Origin of the sequence: Pseudomonas sp. SO81 (assembly GCF_030374125.1) — a bacterium.
Taxonomy (GTDB): domain Bacteria; phylum Pseudomonadota; class Gammaproteobacteria; order Pseudomonadales; family Pseudomonadaceae; genus Aquipseudomonas.
Genome location: NZ_CP126126.1, coordinates 4,597,646 through 4,618,957 on the forward strand (window position 1 = coordinate 4,597,646; position 21,312 = coordinate 4,618,957).

General features: G+C 64.2%; 20 protein-coding genes. 12 read left to right on the plus strand and 8 right to left on the minus strand.

Annotated features, from left to right (window positions below):
• Nucleotide 1 precedes the first annotated feature (1 nt).
• A complete protein-coding gene (locus tag OH686_RS22035) occupies nucleotides 2-1,021 on the plus strand; it encodes an efflux RND transporter periplasmic adaptor subunit (RefSeq protein ID WP_289535235.1) in 1,020 nt (339 codons plus the stop codon).
• Complete coding sequence (locus OH686_RS22040; RefSeq protein WP_289535237.1) at nucleotides 1,018-4,086, plus strand: efflux RND transporter permease subunit; 3,069 nt, start codon at nucleotides 1,018-1,020, stop codon at nucleotides 4,084-4,086. The genes OH686_RS22035 and OH686_RS22040 overlap by 4 nt, the downstream gene beginning before the upstream one ends.
• Here OH686_RS22040 and OH686_RS22045 read toward each other — a convergent pair.
• Both OH686_RS22045 and OH686_RS22050 read right to left on the minus strand, forming a co-directional pair.
• Nucleotides 4,083-5,408 (minus strand): heavy metal sensor histidine kinase, encoded by a 1,326-nt coding sequence (locus tag OH686_RS22045; RefSeq protein WP_289535239.1) that lies wholly within the window; start codon nucleotides 5,406-5,408, stop codon nucleotides 4,083-4,085. The genes OH686_RS22040 and OH686_RS22045 overlap by 4 nt on opposite strands.
• Nucleotides 5,408-6,085, minus strand: a complete 678-nt coding sequence (locus OH686_RS22050; RefSeq protein ID WP_289535240.1) for a heavy metal response regulator transcription factor — start codon at nucleotides 6,083-6,085, stop codon at nucleotides 5,408-5,410. The genes OH686_RS22045 and OH686_RS22050 overlap by 1 nt, the downstream gene beginning before the upstream one ends.
• A 144-nt stretch (nucleotides 6,086-6,229) precedes the next feature.
• Here OH686_RS22050 and OH686_RS22055 point away from each other — a divergent pair, with 144 nt between their 5' ends.
• The 4 genes from OH686_RS22055 to queF all read left to right on the plus strand — a co-directional run bounded on the left by OH686_RS22055 (nucleotide 6,230) and on the right by queF (nucleotide 10,222).
• On the plus strand, nucleotides 6,230-6,769 hold the full coding sequence (locus OH686_RS22055) for a cupredoxin domain-containing protein (RefSeq protein WP_289535242.1): 540 nt from the start codon (nucleotides 6,230-6,232) through the stop codon (nucleotides 6,767-6,769).
• Nucleotides 6,766-8,478: a copper resistance system multicopper oxidase gene (locus OH686_RS22060; protein WP_289535244.1), complete on the plus strand. Its 1,713-nt coding sequence runs from the start codon at nucleotides 6,766-6,768 to the stop codon at nucleotides 8,476-8,478. Before OH686_RS22055 ends, OH686_RS22060 begins: the two co-directional genes overlap by 4 nt.
• The gene (locus OH686_RS22065) at nucleotides 8,465-9,169 is read left to right on the plus strand and encodes a copper resistance protein B (protein WP_289535246.1); all 705 of its coding nucleotides are present in this window, start codon (nucleotides 8,465-8,467) and stop codon (nucleotides 9,167-9,169) included. Before OH686_RS22060 ends, OH686_RS22065 begins: the two co-directional genes overlap by 14 nt.
• 222 nt (nucleotides 9,170-9,391) lie before the next feature.
• A complete protein-coding gene (gene queF / locus OH686_RS22070; RefSeq protein ID WP_289535248.1) occupies nucleotides 9,392-10,222 on the plus strand; it encodes an NADPH-dependent 7-cyano-7-deazaguanine reductase QueF in 831 nt (276 codons plus the stop codon).
• Nucleotides 10,223-10,264: 42 nt separating this feature from the next.
• Here queF and OH686_RS22075 read toward each other — a convergent pair whose 3' ends face one another.
• The 3 genes from OH686_RS22075 to OH686_RS22085 form a co-directional block, all read right to left on the minus strand.
• A complete protein-coding gene (locus tag OH686_RS22075; protein WP_289535250.1) occupies nucleotides 10,265-10,528 on the minus strand; it encodes a DUF4404 family protein in 264 nt (87 codons plus the stop codon).
• 120 nt (nucleotides 10,529-10,648) lie between these two features.
• Nucleotides 10,649-11,299: an HAD superfamily inactivated hydrolase PcrP gene (pcrP, locus tag OH686_RS22080; protein ID WP_289535252.1), complete on the minus strand. Its 651-nt coding sequence runs from the start codon at nucleotides 11,297-11,299 to the stop codon at nucleotides 10,649-10,651.
• Between the two features lie 64 nt (nucleotides 11,300-11,363).
• On the minus strand, nucleotides 11,364-11,771 hold the full coding sequence (locus OH686_RS22085) for an acyl-CoA thioesterase (protein WP_289535253.1): 408 nt from the start codon (nucleotides 11,769-11,771) through the stop codon (nucleotides 11,364-11,366).
• A 116-nt stretch (nucleotides 11,772-11,887) separates the two neighbouring features.
• On the opposite strand from OH686_RS22085, the gene OH686_RS22090 reads away from it, so the two are divergent.
• Entirely contained in the window at nucleotides 11,888-12,583 is a 696-nt protein-coding gene (locus tag OH686_RS22090) for an MlaA family lipoprotein (RefSeq protein WP_137971966.1), read from the plus strand.
• Between the two features lie 61 nt (nucleotides 12,584-12,644).
• On the opposite strand, the gene OH686_RS22095 is transcribed toward OH686_RS22090, so the two are convergent.
• Nucleotides 12,645-12,944 carry a PilZ domain-containing protein gene (locus OH686_RS22095; RefSeq protein WP_137971967.1) on the minus strand — a complete coding sequence of 100 codons (300 nt, stop codon included), beginning with the start codon at nucleotides 12,942-12,944 and terminating at the stop codon, nucleotides 12,645-12,647.
• 215 nt (nucleotides 12,945-13,159) lie between these two features.
• On the opposite strand from OH686_RS22095, the gene rssB reads away from it, so the two are divergent.
• Together rssB and rssC are read left to right on the plus strand one after the other, a co-directional pair.
• Nucleotides 13,160-14,344: a two-component system response regulator RssB gene (gene rssB / locus OH686_RS22100; protein ID WP_289535256.1), complete on the plus strand. Its 1,185-nt coding sequence runs from the start codon at nucleotides 13,160-13,162 to the stop codon at nucleotides 14,342-14,344.
• On the plus strand, nucleotides 14,341-14,835 hold the full coding sequence (gene rssC / locus OH686_RS22105; protein ID WP_137971969.1) for an anti-sigma factor antagonist RssC: 495 nt from the start codon (nucleotides 14,341-14,343) through the stop codon (nucleotides 14,833-14,835). The genes rssB and rssC overlap by 4 nt, the downstream gene beginning before the upstream one ends.
• A gap of 67 nt (nucleotides 14,836-14,902) precedes the next feature.
• On the opposite strand, the gene tal is transcribed toward rssC, so the two are convergent.
• Entirely contained in the window at nucleotides 14,903-15,826 is a 924-nt protein-coding gene (gene tal / locus OH686_RS22110; RefSeq protein ID WP_289535257.1) for a transaldolase, read from the minus strand.
• 75 nt (nucleotides 15,827-15,901) lie between these two features.
• Nucleotides 15,902-16,912 carry a tRNA dihydrouridine(20/20a) synthase DusA gene (dusA, locus tag OH686_RS22115; protein WP_289535258.1) on the minus strand — a complete coding sequence of 337 codons (1,011 nt, stop codon included), beginning with the start codon at nucleotides 16,910-16,912 and terminating at the stop codon, nucleotides 15,902-15,904.
• Between the two features lie 447 nt (nucleotides 16,913-17,359).
• Between dusA and OH686_RS22120 the strand changes: the two genes are divergently transcribed.
• From OH686_RS22120 to OH686_RS22130, 3 genes are all read left to right on the plus strand, one after another.
• Nucleotides 17,360-18,556: a polysaccharide biosynthesis protein gene (locus OH686_RS22120; protein ID WP_289535260.1), complete on the plus strand. Its 1,197-nt coding sequence runs from the start codon at nucleotides 17,360-17,362 to the stop codon at nucleotides 18,554-18,556.
• Nucleotides 18,557-18,732: 176 nt separating this feature from the next.
• A complete protein-coding gene (locus tag OH686_RS22125; protein WP_289535261.1) occupies nucleotides 18,733-19,761 on the plus strand; it encodes a GDP-mannose 4,6-dehydratase in 1,029 nt (342 codons plus the stop codon).
• Between the two features lie 65 nt (nucleotides 19,762-19,826).
• Nucleotides 19,827-21,308, plus strand: coding sequence for an exopolysaccharide biosynthesis polyprenyl glycosylphosphotransferase (locus tag OH686_RS22130; protein ID WP_289535263.1), 1,482 nt, complete (start codon nucleotides 19,827-19,829; stop codon nucleotides 21,306-21,308).
• Nucleotides 21,309-21,312: the final 4 nt, after the last annotated feature.

The window sequence follows — 21,312 nt, forward strand, 5'->3', positions numbered from 1 at the left end:
GATGACTGCCCGCCGCGCCGTTCTGCTGTTCGCGACCCTGTGCCTGGCCAGTCCCCTGCGGGCCGAACAGGCGCCGCTGGTGGAAGTGGCGCAGCCCGAGCGCACGCTGGTACGTGACGAGCTGATCACCTTCGGCTCGCTGCGTTCGGACGAGTCCACCATGATCCGCCCGGAAGTCGAGGGGCGCGTCGCCACCCTGCATTTCCAGGAGGGCCAGGCAGTGAAGGCCGGCGACCTGCTGGTCGGGCTCGACGATGCCATCGCCCGCGCCGAGCTGGCCCAGGCCCGCGCCAATCTCGATCTCGCCGAAAAAAGCTTCGCTCGCGCGCAGATGTTGTTCAAGCGCGGCGCCAGCAATGCCCAGGCCCTCGACGAGGCCAGCTCCCAGCAACAGGCCGCCCGCGCCAGCCTGGCGTTGTCCCAGGCACGCCTGGACAAGACGCAGATCCGCGCGCCCTACGACGGCGTGCTCGGCCTGCGCCTGGTCAGCGTCGGCGACTACCTCAGCCCCGGTGACGACATCGTCAACCTGGAAGTGCTAGACCCGCTCAAGCTGGATTTCCGCGTGCCGCAGAAGGCCGTCAGTCAGGTGCGGGTCGGCCAGGCCGTCGAGCTGTCGCTGGATACCTACGGCGGTGAGCGCTTCCAGGGCAGGATCATCGCTCTCAACCCGCGCCTGGACGAGATCGGCCGCAGCCAGGCCATTCGCGCCCAGGTGGCCAACGGCGATCACCGGCTCAAGCCCGGCCAGTTCGTCAAGGTCTCGGTGATCCTCGCCGAGCGTCCACAGGCGCTGGTGATCCCGGAAGAAGCGGTGATGCCCATGGGTCAGCTGCTGTTCGTCAACCTGGTGGTGGAGGGCAAGGTCGAGCGCCGGCAGATCCGCATCGGCCAGCGCCTGCGCGGCCGCGCCGAAGTGGTGGAGGGGCTGCAGGGCGACGAGACGATCATCAGCGCCGGCTGGCACAAGGTCAGCCCCGGGCATGAGGTGCGCACCGTCCAGCGTGGGGACGGCGCATGACGCTCTCCGACATCTGCATCCGCCGGCCGGTGTTCGCCACCGTGCTGTCGCTGATCATCGTGCTGCTCGGCCTGCTGGCCTATCAGCGCCTGGCGGTGCGCGAGTACCCGAACATCGACGTGCCGATCGTCACGGTCAACGTCATCTACCCCGGCGCCAGCCCGGAAATCATGGAGTCCCAGGTTGCCCAGCCGATCGAGGACGTGCTGTCCGGCATCGAGGGGCTGGACTTCGTCAGCTCCATCAGCCGTTCGGAAAACACCCAGATCACCGCCCAGTTTCGCCTCGGCAGCAACTCCGACGAGGCCGCCAACGATGTGCGTGATCGCCTGGGCCGGGTGCGCAGCCTGCTGCCGGACGAGATCGACGAGCCGATGGTGCAGAAGGTCGAGGCCGACGCCCAGCCGGTGGTGTGGCTGGCCTTCTATAGCGAACGCTTCTCCGCCATGGAGATCACCGATGTGCTGGAGCGGGTGGTGCAGGATCGCCTGCAGATCATCCCCGGCGTGTCCGAGGTGCAGATCCGCGGCGCACGCAGCTATGCCATGCGCATCTGGCTCGATCCGGAGAAGCTGGCCGCCCACGATTTGACCGTGCAGGACGTGGAGGACGCCCTGCGCCGGCAGAACGTGGAGATTCCGGCCGGGCGCATCGAGTCGGTGCAGCGCGAGTTCAGCGTGCTGTCGGAAACCGACCTGAAGACCCCGGACGAATTCAACCGACTGATCCTCGACGACTCGCGCGGCTACCTGCTGCGCCTGTCCGATGTCGGCCATGCCGAGATCGGCGCCGCCGACGAGCGCACCGTGGTGCGCTTCAAGGGACGCCCGGCGGTGGCGGTGGGCATGGTCAAGCAGGCCACGGCCAACCCGCTGGAGATATCCGACGGCCTCAATCAGGCGCTGCCGGAGCTGCGCGAGCTGCTCCCCGAAGGCATGGAGATGGCGGTGGCCAACGACAACTCGCTGTTCATCCGCGAGTCAATCAAGAACGTCTACGCCACCATCTGGGAAGCGGTGGTGCTGGTGGTGCTGATCATCTTCCTGTTCCTGCGCTCGCTGCGCGCGACCCTGATTCCGCTGGTGACCATCCCGGTGTCGCTGATCGGCGCCTGCGCGCTGATGGCGCTGATGGGTTTCACGGTCAACACCCTGACCCTGCTGGCCATGGTCCTGGCCATCGGCCTGGTGGTGGACGACGCCATCGTGGTGCTGGAGAACATCCACCGGCACATCGAGCAGGGCATGAGCCCCATGCGGGCCGCCTTTGTCGGCAGCCGCGAGATCGCCTTCGCGGTGATCGCCATGACCCTGACCCTGGCCGCCGTGTACGCGCCGATCGGCTTCATGCAGGGTACCTCGGGCAAGCTGTTTACCGAATTCGCCTGGACCCTGGCCGGCGCCGTGCTGGTGTCCGGCTTCGTCGCCCTGACCCTGTCGCCGATGATGTGCGGCCATCTGCTCAAGGCCCATGTGCCGCAGCAGAAGCACAGCCGCTTGTACAACCTGATCGAGGGCTTCCTCAACGGCCTGACCTACAACTACCGCCATTTGCTGGAGCGGGTGCTACGCGCCTGGTGGCTGGTGGTGGCGCTGCTGCTGGGCATCCTGATCCTCTGCGCCTGGCTGTTCGGCAGCCTGCGCAGCGAACTGGCGCCGACCGAGGACACCGGCACCATCGTCGGTTCGATCAACGGCCCGGACGGCGCCACCGTCGGCTACACCAGCCGCTACGCCAAGCAGCTGGAAGCCGCCTATGCCTCGATCCCGGAGGCCAACCGCTACATGGTTATCGTCGGCTTCCCCACCGTGGCCCAGGGCCTGTCATTCATGAAGCTGGAGGACTGGGACAAGCGCGAGCGCAGCCAATTCGAAATCCGCGATGAGCTGCTGCCCAAGCTGCAGGACATCCCCGGCGTGCGCGCCTTCCCGATCAACCGCCCGCCGCTGGGGCAGAGCGCACGCAACCAGCCGGTGAACTTCGTCATCCGCTCCTCGCTGGAATACGCCGAGCTGCAGCAGTACGTCGACCAGCTGCTGGCCGAGGTGCGCGGCTATCCGGGGCTGGAGAGCCTGGATACCGACCTCAAGCTCAACACGCCGCAGCTCAAGGTCGCGGTCAACCGCGAGCAGGCAGTGGCGGTGGGCACCGACGTGGCCACCATCGGCCGCAGCATGGAAAGCCTGTTCGGCAGCCGCCAGGTCACCCGTTTCAAGCAGAACGGCGAGCAGTACGACGTGCTGGTGCAGCTGCAGGATGTCGACCGCAGCAACCCCGACGACCTCAACCGGGTCTACGTGCGCGGGCGGGGCGACAACATGGTGCAGCTCTCCAACCTGATCGAGGTGCGCGAGACGGTGGCGCCGCGCGAGCTCAACCACTTCAACCAGCTGCGTGCGGTCACGGTCACTGCCAACGTCGGCTCCGGCTACACCTTGGGCGAGGCGCTGGAGCATCTGGAGGAGAAGGCGCGGGGCATCTTCCCGCCGGACACCCAGTTCGACTACACCGGCACCTCGCGTGACTTCAAGGACTCCAGCAGCGGCGTAGCACTGATCTTCGTACTGGCCCTGCTGTTCATCTTCCTGGTGCTGGCGGCGCAGTTCGAGAGCTTCTTCGACCCGCTGATCATCCTGCTCAGCGTGCCGCTGTCCATGGCCGGTGCGCTGCTGGCGCTCAAGCTGTTCGGCGGCACCCTGAACATCTACTCGCAGGTGGGCCTGGTGACGCTGATCGGGTTGATCACCAAGCACGGCATCCTCATCGTCGAGTTCGCCAACCACCTGCTGCGCGAGGGCCGCGAACTGGGCGAGGCGGTGCTGGAGGCGGCGGTACAGCGCCTGCGGCCGATCCTGATGACCACCGGCGCCATGGTCCTCGGCTCGCTGCCGCTGGCCATCGCCACGGGGGCCGGTGCCGAGAGCCGCCAGCAGATCGGCATGGTCATAGTCGGCGGCCTGCTGGTGGGGACCTTCTTCACCCTGTTCGTGGTGCCGACGCTCTACACGCTACTGCGGCGCTGGCGGCCGATTCGCCTGGAAGAGCCCGAGCCCGCGGCGGCTTAGGTCGCTGGCAGTTCGATGATGAAGCGCGTCCGGCCATCCGCCGACTCGCAGCGAATGCTGCCGCCGTGGGCCTGGACTATCGAGCGGGTGATGGCCAGGCCCAGGCCGGCGTGCTCGGCGCCACCTTCGCGGCGGGCCGGGTCGGCGCGGTAGAAGCGGTCGAACAGGCGCTCGCGCAGATCAAAGGGGATTTCCACGCCCGGGTTGACGACCTCGATCCGCGTTGGTGTCGCGCTCAGGCGCAGCTCGCCGCCGGCCGCGGTGAAGCGCAGGGCGTTGTCGATCAGATTGGATAGAGCGCGGCGCAGCAGCAGGCGATCCGCCGTCAGCGTGCCCTCGGCCTCGACGCGGATGCTCACGCCGGCCTCCTCGGCCAGCGGCGCGAAATAGTCGGCCAGGGCGGTCAGCTCGGTTTCCAGCAGCAGCGGCTCGCGACGGGTCTGCAGCAGGCCGTTGTCGGCCTTGGCCAGCAGGAGCATGTCGCCGACCATCTGCGCCAGGTGCTGCAACTCCTCCAGGTTGGAGTGCAGGGCCTCGCGGTACTCCGCCAGCTCGCGCGGCTGGCCGAGGGTGACCTGGGTTTGGGTCAGCAGGTTGGACAGCGGCGTGCGCAGCTCGTGGGCGATATCGGCGGAGAAGGCCGAGAGCCGCGCGAAGGCATCTTCCAGACGTGTCAGCATGGCGTTGAAGGCCTCGCCCAGCTCACGTAGTTCGCCGGGAATGCCCTCCAGTGGCAGGCGCGCGGTCAGCGACTGCGCCGATACCTGCTGTGCCACATCGGTCATCTGCCGCAGCGGGCGCAGGCCGCGGCGGGCGACCCAGGCGCCGAGCAGGGCGGTGGCCAGTGCCGAGAGGCCAACGCAGAGCCAGATCAGCCGCTGCATCTGCGCCAGGAAGTGCTGGTGGTGGGTGATATCCAGCAGCAGGCTGAGGCGCAGGCCGCCGTCCAGTTGCTCCTCGATCACACGGAAATCGGTGCCCTGGTGCTGCCAGCGGCCGATCTGTGCGTCGCCTTGCGGCAGGTGGGCGAGCAGCGGCTGGCTGGTGAACCATTGCTGGCCGTCCGCGCCCTGGATGCGCAGGGCCAGCTCGGGGTGACGCTGCAGTTCCTGCTCCAGCTGCGGGCGGCGCGCGGCCAGGCTCTCGGTGTCGGTTACGCCCTGCAGCAGCTCGGCGAACACCGCCAGTTTGCCCTGCAGTTGTTGCTGATCCAGCTCGACGAAGTGCGCCTCGCTGGCGCGGGTGAACAGGGCGCCGGCGACCAGCGCCACGGCGGCGGCGCAGGCGGCGAAGAGCAGGGCCAGGCGGTTGGCGAGGGACATCAGGCGCGTGCCTCCAGCACATAGCCCATACCGCGCACGGTGTGGATCAGCGGTGCGGCGAAGCCTTCGTCGACCTTGGCACGCAGGCGGCGGATGGCCACTTCGATGACGTTGGTATCGCTGTCGAAGTTCATGTCCCACACCTGCGAGGCGATCAGCGACTTGGGCAGCACCTCGCCCTGGCGGCGCAGCAGCAGTTCCAGCAGGGCGAACTCCTTGGCGGTCAGTTCGATGCGCTGGCCGGCGCGCTCGGCGCGGCGGCGCAGCAGGTCGAGGGACAGATCTGCCAGCTGCAGCTGGTGCTCCTGCGGTGCGCCATTACCGCGCCGCAACAAGCTACGCACCCGCGCCAGCAGCTCGGTGAAGGCGAAGGGCTTGACCAGGTAATCGTCGGCGCCGGCCTCCAGGCCGCGCACCCGGTCTTCCACCGCGTCTCTGGCGGTAAGGAACAGCACCGGCACACCGAGGCCCGCCGCGCGCAGGTTGGCGAGGATCTGCCAGCCGTCGCGGCCGGGCAGCATCACGTCGAGGATCAGCAGGTCGAATTCGCCGGTCAGAGCCAGGTGCTCGCCGCTCAGACCGTCCTGGGCCAGCTCCACGGCGAAGCCGGCCTCGGTCAGGCCCTGGCGCAGGTACTGGCCGGTCTTGGGTTCGTCTTCGACGATCAGCAGTTTCATATGGGGCTCACGGCATCGACAGTCGGCTTTATACGCCAGCCGAGGGGCGGGCGGGGCGAAGCTGACAGAGATGTAATCTTCGCGTCAGCTTAGCGCCAGCGGCGGCTCCCTAGAGTGGCGACATAACCACGAGGGAGTTTGACCATGTCCGCACGTTTGTTCCTGCCGCTGCTCTGTGCCTTCAGCCTGCCGGCCCTGGCCGATGGCGGCCACTTCGCCTTTGGTAAGCCGGCTGATGCGGCCAAAGCCGAACGCACCGTCGAGATCACCCTCGGCGATATGTACTACGAGCCAGCCTCGGTGCGGGTCAAGGCCGGCGAGACGGTGCGCTTCGTGCTGAAGAACCAGGGCAGCCTGCTCCATGAGTTCAGCCTGGGCGATGCCGCCATGCATGCCGAGCACCAGAAGCACATGCTGATGATGCAGCAGATGGGCATGATCGGGGAGAACGGCATCCAGGCCATGGATCACTCGAAAATGGACCATTCGAAGATGGGCCAGGGCATGGCCGGCATGGACCACGGCAAGATGGCCCATGACGACCCCAATACCGTGATGATCCCAGCGGGCAAGAGCGCCGAGCTGACCTGGACCTTCAAGCAGGCCACCGGCCTGGAGTTCGCCTGCAACCTGCCAGGTCACTACCAGGCCGGTATGGCCGGCAAGCTGGACGTGCAGCCGTGAGGCGCCTGCTGCTGTGCGTGCTGCTCGGCCTGAGCCTGGGCGCCCAGGCCGGGCGCTACGAGCTGGTGATCGACGAGGGTGAGGTGCGCTTCAGTGACGGCAGCCGCCCGGCGCTCACCATCAACGGCCAGAGCCCGGCACCGGAGCTGCGCTTCAAGGAAGGCGAGGAAGTGGAGATCGCCGTCACCAACAAGCTGGAGCGCATGACCGCGCTGCACTGGCACGGCATCATCCTGCCCTATACCCAGGACGGCGTACCGGGCATCAGCTTCCCCGGCATCGCGCCCGGCGAGACCTTCACCTACCGCTTCACCCTCAACCAGTCCGGCACCTACTGGTACCACGCCCACGCCGACTTCCAGGAGCAGGAGGGCCTGTACGGCCCGCTGATCATCGAGCCCAGGGGGCGTGAGCCGTACCGCTACGACCGCGAGTACACCGTGCTGCTGTTCGACTGGCAGGACGAGAAGCCCGAGCGCACCCTGGCCAACCTGAAGAAGCAGGCCGACTACTACAACGACCAGCAGCAGACGGTGGGTGACTTCTTCCGCGACGTGGCTCGCGATGGCCTGGGAGCCACGGTCAAGGACCGCTGGGACTGGGGCAACATGCGCATGGCCAAGACCGATATCGCCGATGTCGGCGGCTTCCGCTTTCTGGTCAACGGCCGCGACGCCGAGCAGAACTGGACGGCGCTGTTCAAGCCGGGCGAGCGGGTGCGTCTGCGCATCATCAACGGCTCGGGCATGAGCTATTTCGACCTGCGCATTCCCGGCCTGCCGCTGACCGTGATGCAGGCCGACGGCAACGACGTGCAGCCGGTGGTGGTCGACCAGCTGCGTATGGCGGTGGCCGAGACCTACGACGTGATCGTCCAGCCCCAGGAGGACAAGGCCTACGCCCTGGTCGCCGAATCCATGGACCGCCGTGGCCAGGCCCTGGCCACCCTGGCGCCGCGTGCGGGTATGCGCGCCGAGGCACCGCCGCTGCGCGCGCCGCGCCTGCTGAGCATGGCTGATATGGGCATGAGCCACGATATGGCTGGCATGGACCATGGCGCTATGGCGGGGATGGACCATTCGGCCATGAAGGGCATGGATCACTCGCAGATGGCGGGTATGGATCATTCCTCGATGGCCGGAATGGATCACTCGGCCATGGCGCTTGCCGGCAACCCGGACTATGCCGCCGGCAGCGGCATCGCCCCCGAGCCGGTCGATGGCGGGCGCGTGCTGGTCTATGGCGACCTCAAGGCCATGCGCCCTGCCGCCGGTTACCGGGCGCCGGACCGCACCATCGAGCTGAAGTTGACCGGCAACATGGAGCGCTACTTCTGGTCGTTCGACGGGGTGAAGTACTCCGAGGCCGAGCCGATCCGCCTCAAGTACGGCGAGCGGGTGCGCTTCCGCTTCGTCAACCAGACCATGATGAACCACCCCATGCACCTGCATGGCATGTGGATGCAGCTGGACAAGGGCAACGGCCGCTTCAACCCGCTCAAGCACGTGGTCAATGTGGCGCCGGGGCAGAGCCTGGAGGTGGACGTACCGGTGGATGCCATGGGCGAGTGGGCCTTCCACTGCCACCTGATCTACCACATGGCCAGCGGCATGTTCCGCAAGATCGTGGTGGAGCAGGCGGACGGCAGCGCCCAGCCGTTCTACAACGAGCAGCCGGCCGCCAAGGAGAGCGAACATGCGCACCATTAATATCGTTCTCGGCTTGCTGCTGACCACGCCGGTCCTGGCCATGGAGCAGCATATGGACGCCATGCCGGTGGCCAAGCTGTCCGTCGATCACCTGGAGCAACGCTTCGACGGCGACGACCAGGCCCTGGCCTGGGAGCTGGAGGCCACCTACGGCAACGACCTGCACAAGGCGGTACTGAAGAGCAGCGGCGAGCGCGCCGACGGCGGGCCGACCGGCTCCAGCGAGACCCAGCTGCTGTATAGGCGCATGGCTTCCGAGTTTTTCGACTGGCAAGCCGGCCTGCGCTACGACGACCAGCCGGGACCGGCGCGCAGCTACGCGGTGCTCGGCCTCAAGGGCCTGGCGCCGCAGTGGGTCGAGCTGGACGCCAACCTGTTTCTCAGCGAGCGCGGCGACGCCTCGCTTCGAGTGGAGGCCGAGTACGAGCTGCTGCTGACCCAGCGCTGGGTCCTGGAACCCAAGCTGGAATACGACCTGGCGCTGGACGACGACCGCGACCTGGGCATTGGTGCCGGTGGCAGCACCCTGGAGGCCGGGCTGCGCCTGCACTATCGGGTCAGTCCGCAGTTCTCGCCCTATGCCGGCTATGTCTGGGAGAAGACCTATGGCCGCTCGGGTGACTGGCTGCGTGCCGAGGGCGAGCATGACGAGGAGGGTGCCTGGGTGCTGGGCCTGAAGTTCTGGCTCTGAAACCTGTGGGCGAAAGGCGGGTTTAGCCTTCTAGCAGTAGGGCGAGTGAAACCCGCGTAGCGGATGCGCGGGTTTACCCGCCCTACGGAGAATCAAGTAGCCCGGATGCAATCCGGGAACGGAGTTGCCTGCCTCCCGGATTGCATCCGGGCTACGGGTGACGAGAGGGCAGCGGGCATGGGGTACAATGCCCGCCGTTTTTCCGCTTTCCAGGCCGCCGTCATGCAGCATCCCGCCGAACACTCGCCGCTGGGCAAATCCAGCGAATACGTTTCCCAGTACGCTCCCGAGCTGCTGTTTCCCATCTCCCGTACCACCAAGTGGGCCGAGCTGGGGCTGACGGCCAGCACCTTGCCCTATCAGGGCGTGGACTTCTGGAACTGCTACGAGCTGTCCTGGCTGACTCCTTCCGGCAAGCCGGTGGTGGCCATCGGCGAGTTCGCCATTCCGGCCGATTCGCCGAACATCATCGAGTCCAAGTCGTTCAAGCTCTACCTCAACTCGCTGAACCAGACCGCCTATGCCGACCGGGCCGAGGTCGAGGCGGTGCTGACGCGCGACCTGTCGGCCTGTGCCGGCGCGCCGGTGGCGGTGCGCGTGCGCAGCCTGGACGAGGTGGCCGCCGAGGGTGTGGCCGCGCTGGCGGGGCGCTGCGTCGATGATCTGGAAGTCAGTGTCAACGACTATGCGCATCCGCGGCCGGAGCTGCTGCGTTGCGACGTCAATGAGGCTGTGGAGGAAACCCTGTACAGCCATCTGCTCAAGTCCAACTGCCCGGTCACCGGCCAGCCGGACTGGGGCACCCTGGTGGTCGACTATCGTGGCCCGCGCCTGGATGCGGCCAGCCTGCTGGCCTACGTGGTGAGCTTCCGCCAGCATCAGGACTTCCATGAGCAGTGCGTGGAGCGGGTATTCCTCGACCTGCAGCGCCTGCTCAAGCCGGCGAAGCTGACCGTCCATGCACGCTATGTGCGCCGCGGCGGGCTGGACATCAACCCCTACCGCAGCACCGAGGCGATCACGCCGGATAACCGCCGGCTGGTGCGCCAGTAACAAAAAAGCCCGCGAATGCGGGCTTTTTGTTTTCCGGCCAGGCTAGATGCCCATATTGGCCAGGCTCTGCAGGATATTGCGCAGGGTGCCGGTGAGGGTGGGGTGTTGGCTCTCGAAGCGTTCCACCGCCAGGTTGACGCCGTCCACCAGGGTGGCGTCGGGGTCACTGGCCAGTTCCTGGGCCAGTTTCAGGTCGATCTCCTGCATCAGTTCGAGCAGCGCGGCGCGGTCATCCGCGTCCAGCGGGCCCTCGATGGCAAGTTCCTCGCGCAGTTGCTGGAAGTGTTGCTGCAGGCGTGCGGACATGGTCGTCTCCTTCTTGGCTACCGCAGAGTTGACCCGAGCAGGGCGCCCGGGTTCGCTCCCTCTGGCTGAAGGTTAATCCAGGCCGCCGCGACCTGCCTGATTCAGGGCAAGTTTTGGGTGTCAGGGTTTTTCGCCCTTGCTGCGGCGCACGGCCAGGTCGCGCAGGCAGGCCGGCAACTCGCCGGGGTGGTCGATCACCGAATGGGCGCCGAGGCGATAGAGCTCCAGAGTGGCCTGGGCACGCAGCTTCTCGCGCTCGGCGGCGCTCAGGGCCTGCCAGTCGCCCAGGGCCAGGCCGCACAGCGAACCGCAGGTGGCCAGGCCGATGCACCACAGCCCGGCATTCAGCCCGGCCTGCAACAGGCGCGGCTCGCTGGCGATCAGCACGCAGCCGTCCAGGCGCTCCACCCGCAACTGGCCGAGCGCCTGCCAGATGGCGTCCGGCGCCGGCCAGGGGCGCGCGTTACCGGTGCTGGCGGCGGGTATCGTCGGGGGCAGGGCGCCGGACAGCTGGCGAGTCACCTCGGTGGGCAGCTCATCCAGCCAGGCATGCGCCAGGCGCTGGTGGTGCAGGCGCTGCAGCAGCTCGGTCACGCCCGGCAAGGCCTCCGCGCGCTCGGCGGCGCTGGCGAGCAGGGCGGGCAGCAGTCCGGGATCCTGTGGGTCGGCGAGGCCGCTATGTTGCAGGGCGATCGGCAGGGTACGGGCGCCGTGGTCGACCAGGCAGCCGGTCAGGCCGAAGAGCAGGGCGGTGAACTGTGGCTCAGGCATGGAGACTCGCTTCCCTACGGATTCGGGGCAGGGTAGCGAGCGCCTGTGACGTTCCCGTGACGGCTTATGCGCCCATCACCTGGCGCACGTCGTCTGGCACGGCGACCGAGGCATTGCTGCCGTGGTCGATCCACACCAGCTTGCAGTAGCCCTCGCCGTAGCAGGTGTGCGGGTCTTCCAGGGTGCTCAGGCGGTGTTCCACCACCAGGCTGCTGCGCCCCACGGCTCCGGCATACAGCTCGACCACCAGGGTGGCCGGGTGCACCACCGGTTTCAGGTAGGTGTGCAGGGTCTGCAGCACCACCGGGCCCTGCGGGGCGTGGTCGATGTCGATGCCGACGCTGGCGAACCAGTCCACCCGTGCTTCCTGGACGTATTCCAGGTAGACGGTGTTGTTGACGTGGCCGTAGTTGTCCATGTCGCCCCAACGCACGGGGATATGGGCGGTATGGAGGAGGCGTTTATCCGACATGCTGGAGTCCGCTATGCTGCTGCCATACGAGGCGGCGATGTTTATACTGCGCGGCCTAAACGAATCTCGGTCGGCCGCGGGGCCGCCACACTACTGATGCGATGGGGAGACTGCAAATGCGAATGATCGAGTGGCTCGATCGCCTTAGCCGCCTGTGCGCTTGCGCCGCGCTGGCCGTACTGCCGCTGGCGGCGCAGGCCGCGGAGGAGGATCCCTGGGAAGGCTTCAATCGCCCGATCTTCCGCTTCAACGACACTCTCGACACCTATGCGCTGAAGCCCGTCGCCAAGGGCTACCAGGCGGTGACCCCGCAGTTCTTCGAGGACGGCGTGCACAACGTGTTCCGCAATATCGGCGACGTCGGCAACCTGGCCAACGACCTGCTGCAGGGCAAGGTGCATGACGCCGGCGTCGATGGCAGCCGCCTGATCTTCAACACCACCTTCGGCCTGCTCGGCTTCTTCGACGTGGCCAGCGAGATGGGTCTGCAACGCAACGACGAGGACTTCGGTCAGACCCTCGGCGCCTGGGGCCTGGGTAGCGGCCCGTACCTGGTGCTGCCGCTGCTCGGCCCGAGCACCGTGCGTGACGCCGGCGCCAAGATCCCGGACGGCTACCTCGGCCCGTATCCTTACATCGACCACGTGCCGACCCGCAACGTCACCCGTGCGGTCAATGTGATCGACACCCGTGCCAGCCTGCTGTCGGCGGAGAAGATGGTCACCGGCGACAAGTACATCTTCATCCGCAACGCCTACCTGCAGAACCGCGAGTTCCGCGTCAAGGACGGCGAGGTGGTGGACGACTTCTGAGTCGTTTTACACCATGAAAAAGGCGGCCCCTGGGCCGCCTTTTTCGTTTCCGTCACCGGACTCAGCTCATCGACAGGATGGCCAGCCCGATGGAGGTTCGACCGTTTTCCAGTGGAATGATGCGCACCACTTCGGTCTGGGCCTCCAGGCCCTTGAGTTCGCTGTGATCGGAAGGAATGTGGACTTTCACCTGGTCGCCCATGGCGACCTGGCAGTCGGCCTCTACCTGCATGCCGGTGCTGGACAGGTCGAGACATTGGGCCGGAATTTCTTTGCCGGCGTGGTGAAGGATGACCGGGGTTTCCAGTCGCATGCGGATGAAGTCACGTTTCTCGCTGTAGGCACGATCGTTCTGGCTCATGGACCCTATCCTCTTGTTGTAAAGGCGCTCCCCGAGGGTCTTATAACCCTCGTCGATTTGAGGTGTAAAGGCACCCGGCGACAATCGGCAGGCTGCTTGAATCGCCTGGCGGATGGGAGTACCGTCTGCGCCTTGAATCGTCCGAGTACAGGTGTTTTGCCTGGTTCCGGACGCCAAATTCAATTTCTCTCCGGCGTCGTTTGCCTGGATGGCCCATGCATAAACCCAGCGCCAAGCTGCTGATTATCGATGATGACGAGGTGGTGCGAGCGAGTCTCGCGGCCTACCTCGACGACAGCGGTTTCCAGGTCCTGCAGGCCGGAAACGGGCTGCAAGGGCTGGAAGTGTTCGAGCGCGAACAGCCCGACGTGATCATCTGCGACCTGCGCATGCCGCAGATCGACGGCCTCGAGCTGATTCGCCGGATCAATGTGATCAACAGCGAAATTCCGGTCATCGTGGTGTCCGGTGCCGGGGTGATGAGCGATGCGGTCGAGGCCCTGCGCCTGGGCGCCGCCGATTACCTGATCAAGCCGCTGGAAGACCTGGCCGTACTCGAGCATTCGATCCGTCGCGCCCTGGACCGCTCCCAGCTGCGCCTGGAGAACCAGCGCTACCGCGAGAAGCTGGAAGCCGCCAACCGCGAGCTGCAGGCCAGCCTGCACCTGTTGCAGGAAGACCAGAATGCCGGGCGCCAGGTGCAGATGAACATGTTGCCGGTGACGCCCTGGCAGGTGGACGGCCTGGAGTTCTCCCACCAGATCATTCCATCGCTGTATCTGTCTGGCGATTTCGTCGACTACTTCCGGGTGGACGAGCGCCGCGTCGCCTTCTATCTGGCCGACGTCTCCGGCCACGGTGCATCCTCGGCCTTCGTCACCGTGCTGCTCAAGTTCATGACCACGCGCCTGCTCTACGAGTGGCGACGCAATGGCATCCTGCCCGAGTTCAAGCCCTCCGATGTGCTGGGGCATATCAACCGCGGCCTGATCAACTGCAAGCTGGGCAAGCACGTGACCATGCTCGGCGGCGTGATCGACGAGGAGAGCGGCACGCTGACCTACAGCATTGGCGGCCATTTGCCCCTGCCGGTGTTGTACAGCGAAGGCCAGGCGAGCTACCTGGAAGGCCGCGGTCTGCCGGTCGGTTTGTTCGAGGAAGCCACCTACAGCGATCTGGTCATGCAGCTGCCGCAGTCCTTCAGTCTGAGTCTGATGTCCGACGGTATTCTGGACCTTTTGCCCGGCGACACGCTCAAAGACAAGGAAGCCGCGCTGCCCAGACTGATCAGCGAGGCTGGAGGCACTCTCGACGGGTTGCGCCAGGTGTTCGGGCTGGCCAATCTGCGTGATATGCCGGATGATATTGCCTTGCTGGTGTTGAGCAGGAACCTTGCATGAATCCTGGGAATAGCCCCGGTAGGATCCAGTTCGCCGAGCAGGACGGTACCTTCGTCCTGAAGTTTGTCGGTGAAGTTCGTCTGACCTTGTGTTCGGCGCTGGATGCAACGATCGAGAAAATCTTCACGGCGCTGAATTTTTCGGCGATCGTCATTGATCTGACGGAAACCCGCAGCATCGATAGCACCACCCTTGGCCTGCTGGCCAAGCTCTCCATCCTGTCCCGGCAAAAGATCGGCCTGCTGCCCACCGTGGTCACTACCCACGAGGACATCACGCGCCTGCTGCAGTCGATGGGCTTCGATCAGGTGTTCAATATCGTCGACCGCCCGATTCCGTGCCCGGAGTGCCTGAGCGACCTCCCTTCGCAGGATCAGTCGGAAGAGGTGGTGAAGGCCAAGGTGCTGGAAGCGCACCGTATCCTCATGGGGCTGAACGACTCCAACCGCGAGGCCTTCCATGACTTGGTGAATGCGCTGGAACGCAGCTGAGCATTCACTGAGGCATAAAAAAGGGCGATCTCCGCAGGGAGATCGCCCTTTTTCGTTGTCGCCGGGATCAGCGCCGCGCGGCGAGCAGCGCCTCCAGCTTTTCCTGATCGCGAGCGAACAGGCGGATGCCCTCGGCCAGCTTCTCGGTAGCCATGGCGTCTTCGTTCATGGCCCAACGGAAGCCCTTCTCATCCAGCGGCTGGCGTGCTTCGCCGGTACCGGCAGTGAGCATGCGCGGAAGCTCGCCCTGGTCGTCGGCCAGTTGCTGCAGCAGCTCCGGGCTGATGGTCAGGCGGTCACAGCCGGCCAACTGTTCGATCTGCCCCAGGTTGCGGAAGCTGGCGCCCATCACCACGGTCGGATAGCCATTGGCCTTGTAGTACTGGTAGATGCGCGAGACGGATTTCACGCCCGGGTCCTCGGCGCCAACGAAGTCGCGGCCCTCGGCCTTCTTGTACCAGTCGTAGATGCGGCCGACGAAGGGCGAGATGAGGAACACGCCGGCATCGGCGCAGGCCGCGGCCTGGGCGAAGGAGAACAGCAGGGTCAGGTTGGTCTGGATGCCGGCCTTTTCCAGTTGTTCCGCGGCGCGGATGCCTTCCCAGGTCGAGGCGATCTTGATCAGCACGCGCTCGCGACCGACGCCGGCCTGGTCATATAGGTCGATGATGCGCTCGGCGCGGCGCAGGGTGGCTTGGGTGTCGAAGGACAGGCGCGCGTCCACCTCGGTGGATATGCGCCCGGGAATCACCTTGAGGATCTCCTGGCCAACAGCCACGCCGAAGCGATCACAGGCCAGCCCGAGATCGCCGGCACAGCCGCCGACCGCCTGGTCCAGCAGCTCGGCGTAGCGGGGCAGAGCGGCGGCCTTGAGCAATAGCGAAGGGTTGGTGGTGGCATCGACCGGCTTGAGTCGGCTGATGGCGTCGAGGTCGCCGGTGTCGGCGACCACGGTGGTGAACTGCTTGAGTTGGTCCAGCTTGGAGGTCATGACGAGGCCCTGTCGTTGCATGGCCTCGACCTTACCCGAGCCGAGCGGGCCGCTTCAACGTCTGGCGCGGGCTTTTCAGTGGCCGATGAGCAGTTCTATGGACTGGTCGAGCAGGGCCAGCGGATCCTGAGTCTTGTGCACGTCCACCGAGAGCAGCTGGCGGAAGCGCCGGGCACCGGCAAAGCCTTGCGCCAGGCCCAGCACATGGCGGGTGATGTGATGCATGGCGCCGCCCTCGGCGATGTGCCGCTCGATGTAGGGGCGCATGCGGGTCAGGGCCTCGGCGCGGCTGATCACCGGCTTGTCCTGGCCGAACAGCAGCTGGTCGACCTGGGCTAGCAGGTAGGGGTTGTGATAGGCCTCGCGGCCCAGCATCACGCCATCGAAGGTCTGCAGATGCTGTTGGCACTCTTCGAGGGTCTTGATGCCGCCGTTGAGGACAATCTCCAGCTCCGGGAAGTCCCGCTTGAGCTGCGCGGCCACCTCGTAGCGCAGCGGTGGTATCTCGCGGTTCTCCTTGGGCGACAGGCCTTCGAGGATGGCGATGCGGGCATGCACGGTAAAGCTGGTGCAGCCGGCGTCACGTACCGTGCCGACGAAGTCGCAGAGTTCGGCGTAGCTGTCGCGGCCGTTGATGCCAATGCGGTGCTTGACCGTGACCGGAATCTGCACCTGGTCCTGCATGGCCTTGACGCAGTCGGCCACCAGCTGCGGGTGGCCCATCAGGCAGGCGCCGATCATGTTGTTCTGCACCCGGTCGCTGGGGCAGCCGACGTTCAGGTTGACCTCGTCGTAGCCATGCTCCTCGGCCATGCGTGCGCAGGCCTCCAGGTCGGCTGGATTGCTGCCGCCCAGCTGCAAGGCCAGCGGATGCTCGCATTCGTCGTAGCGCAGGAAGCGCGCGGCATCGTTGTGCAGCAGGGCCCCGGTGGTGACCATCTCGGTATACAGCAGGGCCTGGCTGGAGAGCTGGCGCAGGAAGTAACGGCAGTGGCGATCCGTCCAATCCATCATTGGGGCGACGGAGAAGCGGCGGGAGGGTTCTGAGTGCTTGATTTCTGCGGTTGAAGCTGATTTTAAAGGCATGGCGACCGGAAAGCGAAGGTGCAAGCGCGGACGGCGGGTTTGCTCGTGCGCAAAGGGCGAATTCTATCAGGAAGCTGCGGGGTAGGCCGGTGGTGTACGTAGTGATAGGAGGGGCTTCACAGGGCGGCGATGGTAGTAATCGACTCCTCGCTCTGCCCCAGGAGGACGGCGTCTGAGGGGGATCAGCAGCTCGATTTGCTGTGTGGGTTGGCGTGAGGGTCGCTCGGCAGTGGATGGCGGGGCTGGTTTGGTGGCTTTTTGCCTCCTATCCTGTGGCGAATTTCTATCGGTTCGCCTATTTCGATGGCGCTGAGGGCGGTCGCTCTACTGGTGATCTTGGTGACGCTGCAGTTTTCAGTTAATTGATGGCCGTGCGTAGGGGGTGTTGGGAGTATGGGGGCGAGATACCTGACGTGGATGCGCGCGCATTTAGGAGGGGCGGCGTTCGTGCTGGCAGGGCAGGCTGCACAAAGCATTTCAACTTTTCTGACCGGTCTGCTTATTGCTCGTTGGGGCGGGCAGGCGGAGCTTGGCTATTACGCTGTTGCATACTCGTTCTGCTTCCTGACTGTTTGTATAAGCGATGCCTTGCTGGCAACGCCGTATACCTACTTTTACTCAAGTGCTCCTGCGCGGCGCAGCTCCATGCTTATGGCTGCCTACTTCGGGATATTTGGCCTGTCGATAGTCTTGGGGTTGAGTGTCCCCGTCCTCTTTCTTTCCGGCGTGCAGAGTTTGGAAAGCGTCGTTGTTTCTTTGCCTTTTGCGCTATTGGCTATTGCCTTCAGAGAAATGTTTAAGCGCCATTTACATGTCGCTGGTAAATTGACGGTGGCATTTTGCTATGATTTGCTTTCATCTGGCCTACAAGTTGTTTTAGTCTTCGTTTTAGGTTTCACCGGCTATCTGTCTGCCGCTACCGCTTATATAGCGATTACTGTTGCGACAATTTTCTCTATCTCTTTGTTTTTCAGGCGCTTCAGGGTCGAGTTCAGGGTTGGCTGGGGGCAGGAGGTTCGGTACTGGTTGTGTCAGTATTTTCAGTACGGTCGCTGGTTGATTATGGGTACGGCATGCCATGTTGCAGGGGTGCAGCTCTATCCCTGGCTTGCCTTGGCAAAAGGTGGGGCGGCAGGGGCAGGAGTTTTTGCGGCGAGCATGGCGCTGGCGAATTTGCTGAATCCGCTGCTGATCGGGTTGACCAATTATTTTCGCCCGAGGTTCATGGAGCGCTATCAGGTGATGGTGCCCAAGGCTTTGTCGCGATACGCAGGGAAGGTGGCGTTACTGTTCATGGGGCCTGCCGTGGTATTTGTGTCGCTCGTCTGGCTTCAAGGGGGGGCATTACTGGCGCTCTTCTATGGCGACGGATATCGGGTGGGGGAAGCCTCTCTTTTTTATCTGGCGTTAGGCGGATTGTTTATTGCATTGGCGGCTCCCTTACAGTTGGCGCTGTTGGCGGCTCGAATACCCGTCACCAACCTGCTCTATCATGCTGTCTCGTTGTTGCTGATAGTACTGACTAGCTTTTTATCGTGGAGCGTTCTGTCTTCAGACGGGCTTTCACATATCTACGCTGGCGTGAATTTTGCTGGCTTTCTGATGCTGATTTGTTTTTTTGGGGTGCGGGTAGCTCGCCGTTGATGTCGCGCACTCATGCACTGTTTTAAATAACGATAAAAAAATGGCGTCAATTTTTAACTGCTCTAGTGGGTGAAAGTTAAAGGCGCTGAGGCACGGGCCAACTAAAGCTTCATTTTTATTAATGGGTGTCGCGCTCGGCTTTCTGTGTTCGGAAAGTTGCCGGGGAGGGATTTTGTATGCGCAAGATCGTAATTACGGGTGGTGCCGGTTTCGCTGGGTCACATATCGTTGATGAGGCTTGTCTGAAATACCCTGATGCTCGGGTGGTCATCTTGGATAAGATGACCTACGCGGGGGATGTCAGGAATATATCCCACCATGTGTTCTCCAATCGTGCGCAGTTGCTGGTCGGTGACGTAGCTGATCTCGAGCTGTGTCGCCGGGTGGTGAAAGATGCCAGCCTGGTGATCCATGCGGCAGCAGAGAGCCACGTTGACAACTCTTTCGGCAACTCTCTGGAGTTCACCCGGACCAACGTTCTGGGTACCCATGCACTGATGGAGGCCTGCCGCCAAGAGCGGGTGCCCAAAGTAGTGCATGTCAGCACTGACGAAGTCTATGGCGAGGTCATGCATGGCGCGGCAGCCGAAGACGACGTGCTGCGGCCTACCAACCCCTACTCGTCCTCCAAGGCGGCGGCCGAGATGATTCTGCGGGGCTACATACAGTCCTATCACGAGCCCATCGTGATCATCCGGGCAAACAATCTATATGGCATTCGCCAGTTCCCCGAGAAGATCATTCCGCGCTTCATCTGCCATCTGCTGACCGGCCGGCGCCTGCCGCTGCATGGAAATGGCAGCAATCGTCGGCACTACCTCAGCACGCGGGACTTCGCACGCGCGGTGCTGTTCGTCGCCGAGCAGGGCGAGATCGGCCAGACTTACAACATCGGCACCAGCGAGGAGTACACCAATCTGCAGATGGCCGAGATGCTGTGCGGCCACTTCGGCCGAGGCCTTGAGGAGGTGGTCGAGTTCGTGCCGGATCGCCCCTTCAACGATGCTCGCTACTCCATCTCGTGGGACAAGCTGCAGAACATGGGCTGGAAGCCCCAGCACAGTCTCAGGGATGACCTTGGCATGCTGGTGGATTGGTACGTCTCGAATCTGGATCGTTATACAGAGCTGTTCGGCACTCCCGGGGAGCTGATGCTGCCGACGTTGGGTGCTCTGGTAGCTGCCCGCGAAGTCGCGCAGGTCTGAACCAGCGATGGTCGCGCCTCTCAATCAGAGCGGCGCCCCGTGAACGAGAAACTCCGAGAGAAACCATGGGTTCGAGCGAGGCGATGGGAGCCGTTCGGCGTGCGCTGAGGTTGCGTGCTGAGGATGTGGCGCAAGATGGGAAGACTACTAGCCGCCGTTTCGATGCGGCAGCGCTGGCGCGTGTGGAGCTTTTGTTGCTGCGCCTGGTTCATGGCGTCGCAAGCTTCCTTGCGGTGCTGACGTTGATGCTGCTGGTCGGTGGCGAACCTGCGGGGCTGCAGGATGAGCTGCGCTTGTGGGCGGTGTTTCTGGTTCTGTTCGGGATGTCGATGCCGGTGCGCACCTACAAGCGCTTGGGCCAGCCCGGGGCAGCTCTGGCGCTGAAACTTACCAGCGCGCTGCTCAACGCCACTGTCGCGGTCGCTGCATTGCAGTGCCTGCTGCTGGTGGCTGGGCACCCGCTGCTGTCGATCCATCTTCTGGCGGCGCTGCTGGTACTGGTGCTGGTATTTTCTCTGGGCGGGCGGCTCCTGCTGGAGCACTTGGCGCGCCACTGGAACTACAACACCCGGTTGGTGATAGTTGGCGCCGGCGAGCAGGGCATAGCTATCGCACGTCACATGGCATTGCATGAGCCGGACATCGAGGTAGTCGGCTTCATCGAGGACCGCCAGTCGCGTATAGATCCGGGTAGCCTGCCAGTGCCGCTGCTGGCCAATACCTCGCAACTGGGTAGCTTGCCTCGCGACATAGATGGTGTGGTAATCGCCTTGCCCAACAGTGCCGGTGTCCGCGTCAACGAACTGGCCGCATTGCTACGGACCCAGCTAGGCAGCGTCTATCTGGCGCCCGAAGTACCAGTGTTGCGGCATGCTTTCGCTAACTGGCCTAAGCAGGGGCCGCACCGCATGATGCTGCTGGGTATGAATCGGCTACCGGTAGAGGGACGGCTGCTCAAGCGTTTGTTCGATATCGGCTTCTCTTCCACGGCACTGCTTGCTTTCCTCCCATTGGGGTTGCTGATCGCCCTCGCAATCCGCCTGGAGTCCCCTGGTCCGGTGCTCTTCCGTCAGCAGCGCTATGGCCTGCGCAACCAGCTGTTCGGTATCTACAAGTTCCGCAGCATGACGCACGACCCGGATGATGCGAGCAAGGAAATCCGCCTAACCGAGCGGGGCGATAGTCGCGTCACCAGGGTGGGCGAATTTCTCCGGCGCACCAGCCTCGATGAGTTTCCCCAATTCATTAACGTGCTGCTGGGGCATATGTCGGTGGTCGGGCCGCGACCACATCCACCGGGTGTGAAGGCCGGCGATCGAACCTATGAGGCGGTGGTGCAGGATTTTGTTGAGCGCTACAAGGTGCGCCCTGGCATCACGGGCTGGGCTCAGGTCAATGGCCTGCGTGGCAACACCTTTACCGAGGAGCATCTGACAGAGCGCTTCTCCTACGACATCCAGTACATCCAGAACTGGTCCATCGAACTGGACCTGTGGATCGTACTGAAGACAGTGCTGGGCGGCTTCGGAGGCAAGAATGCGTTCTGATGTC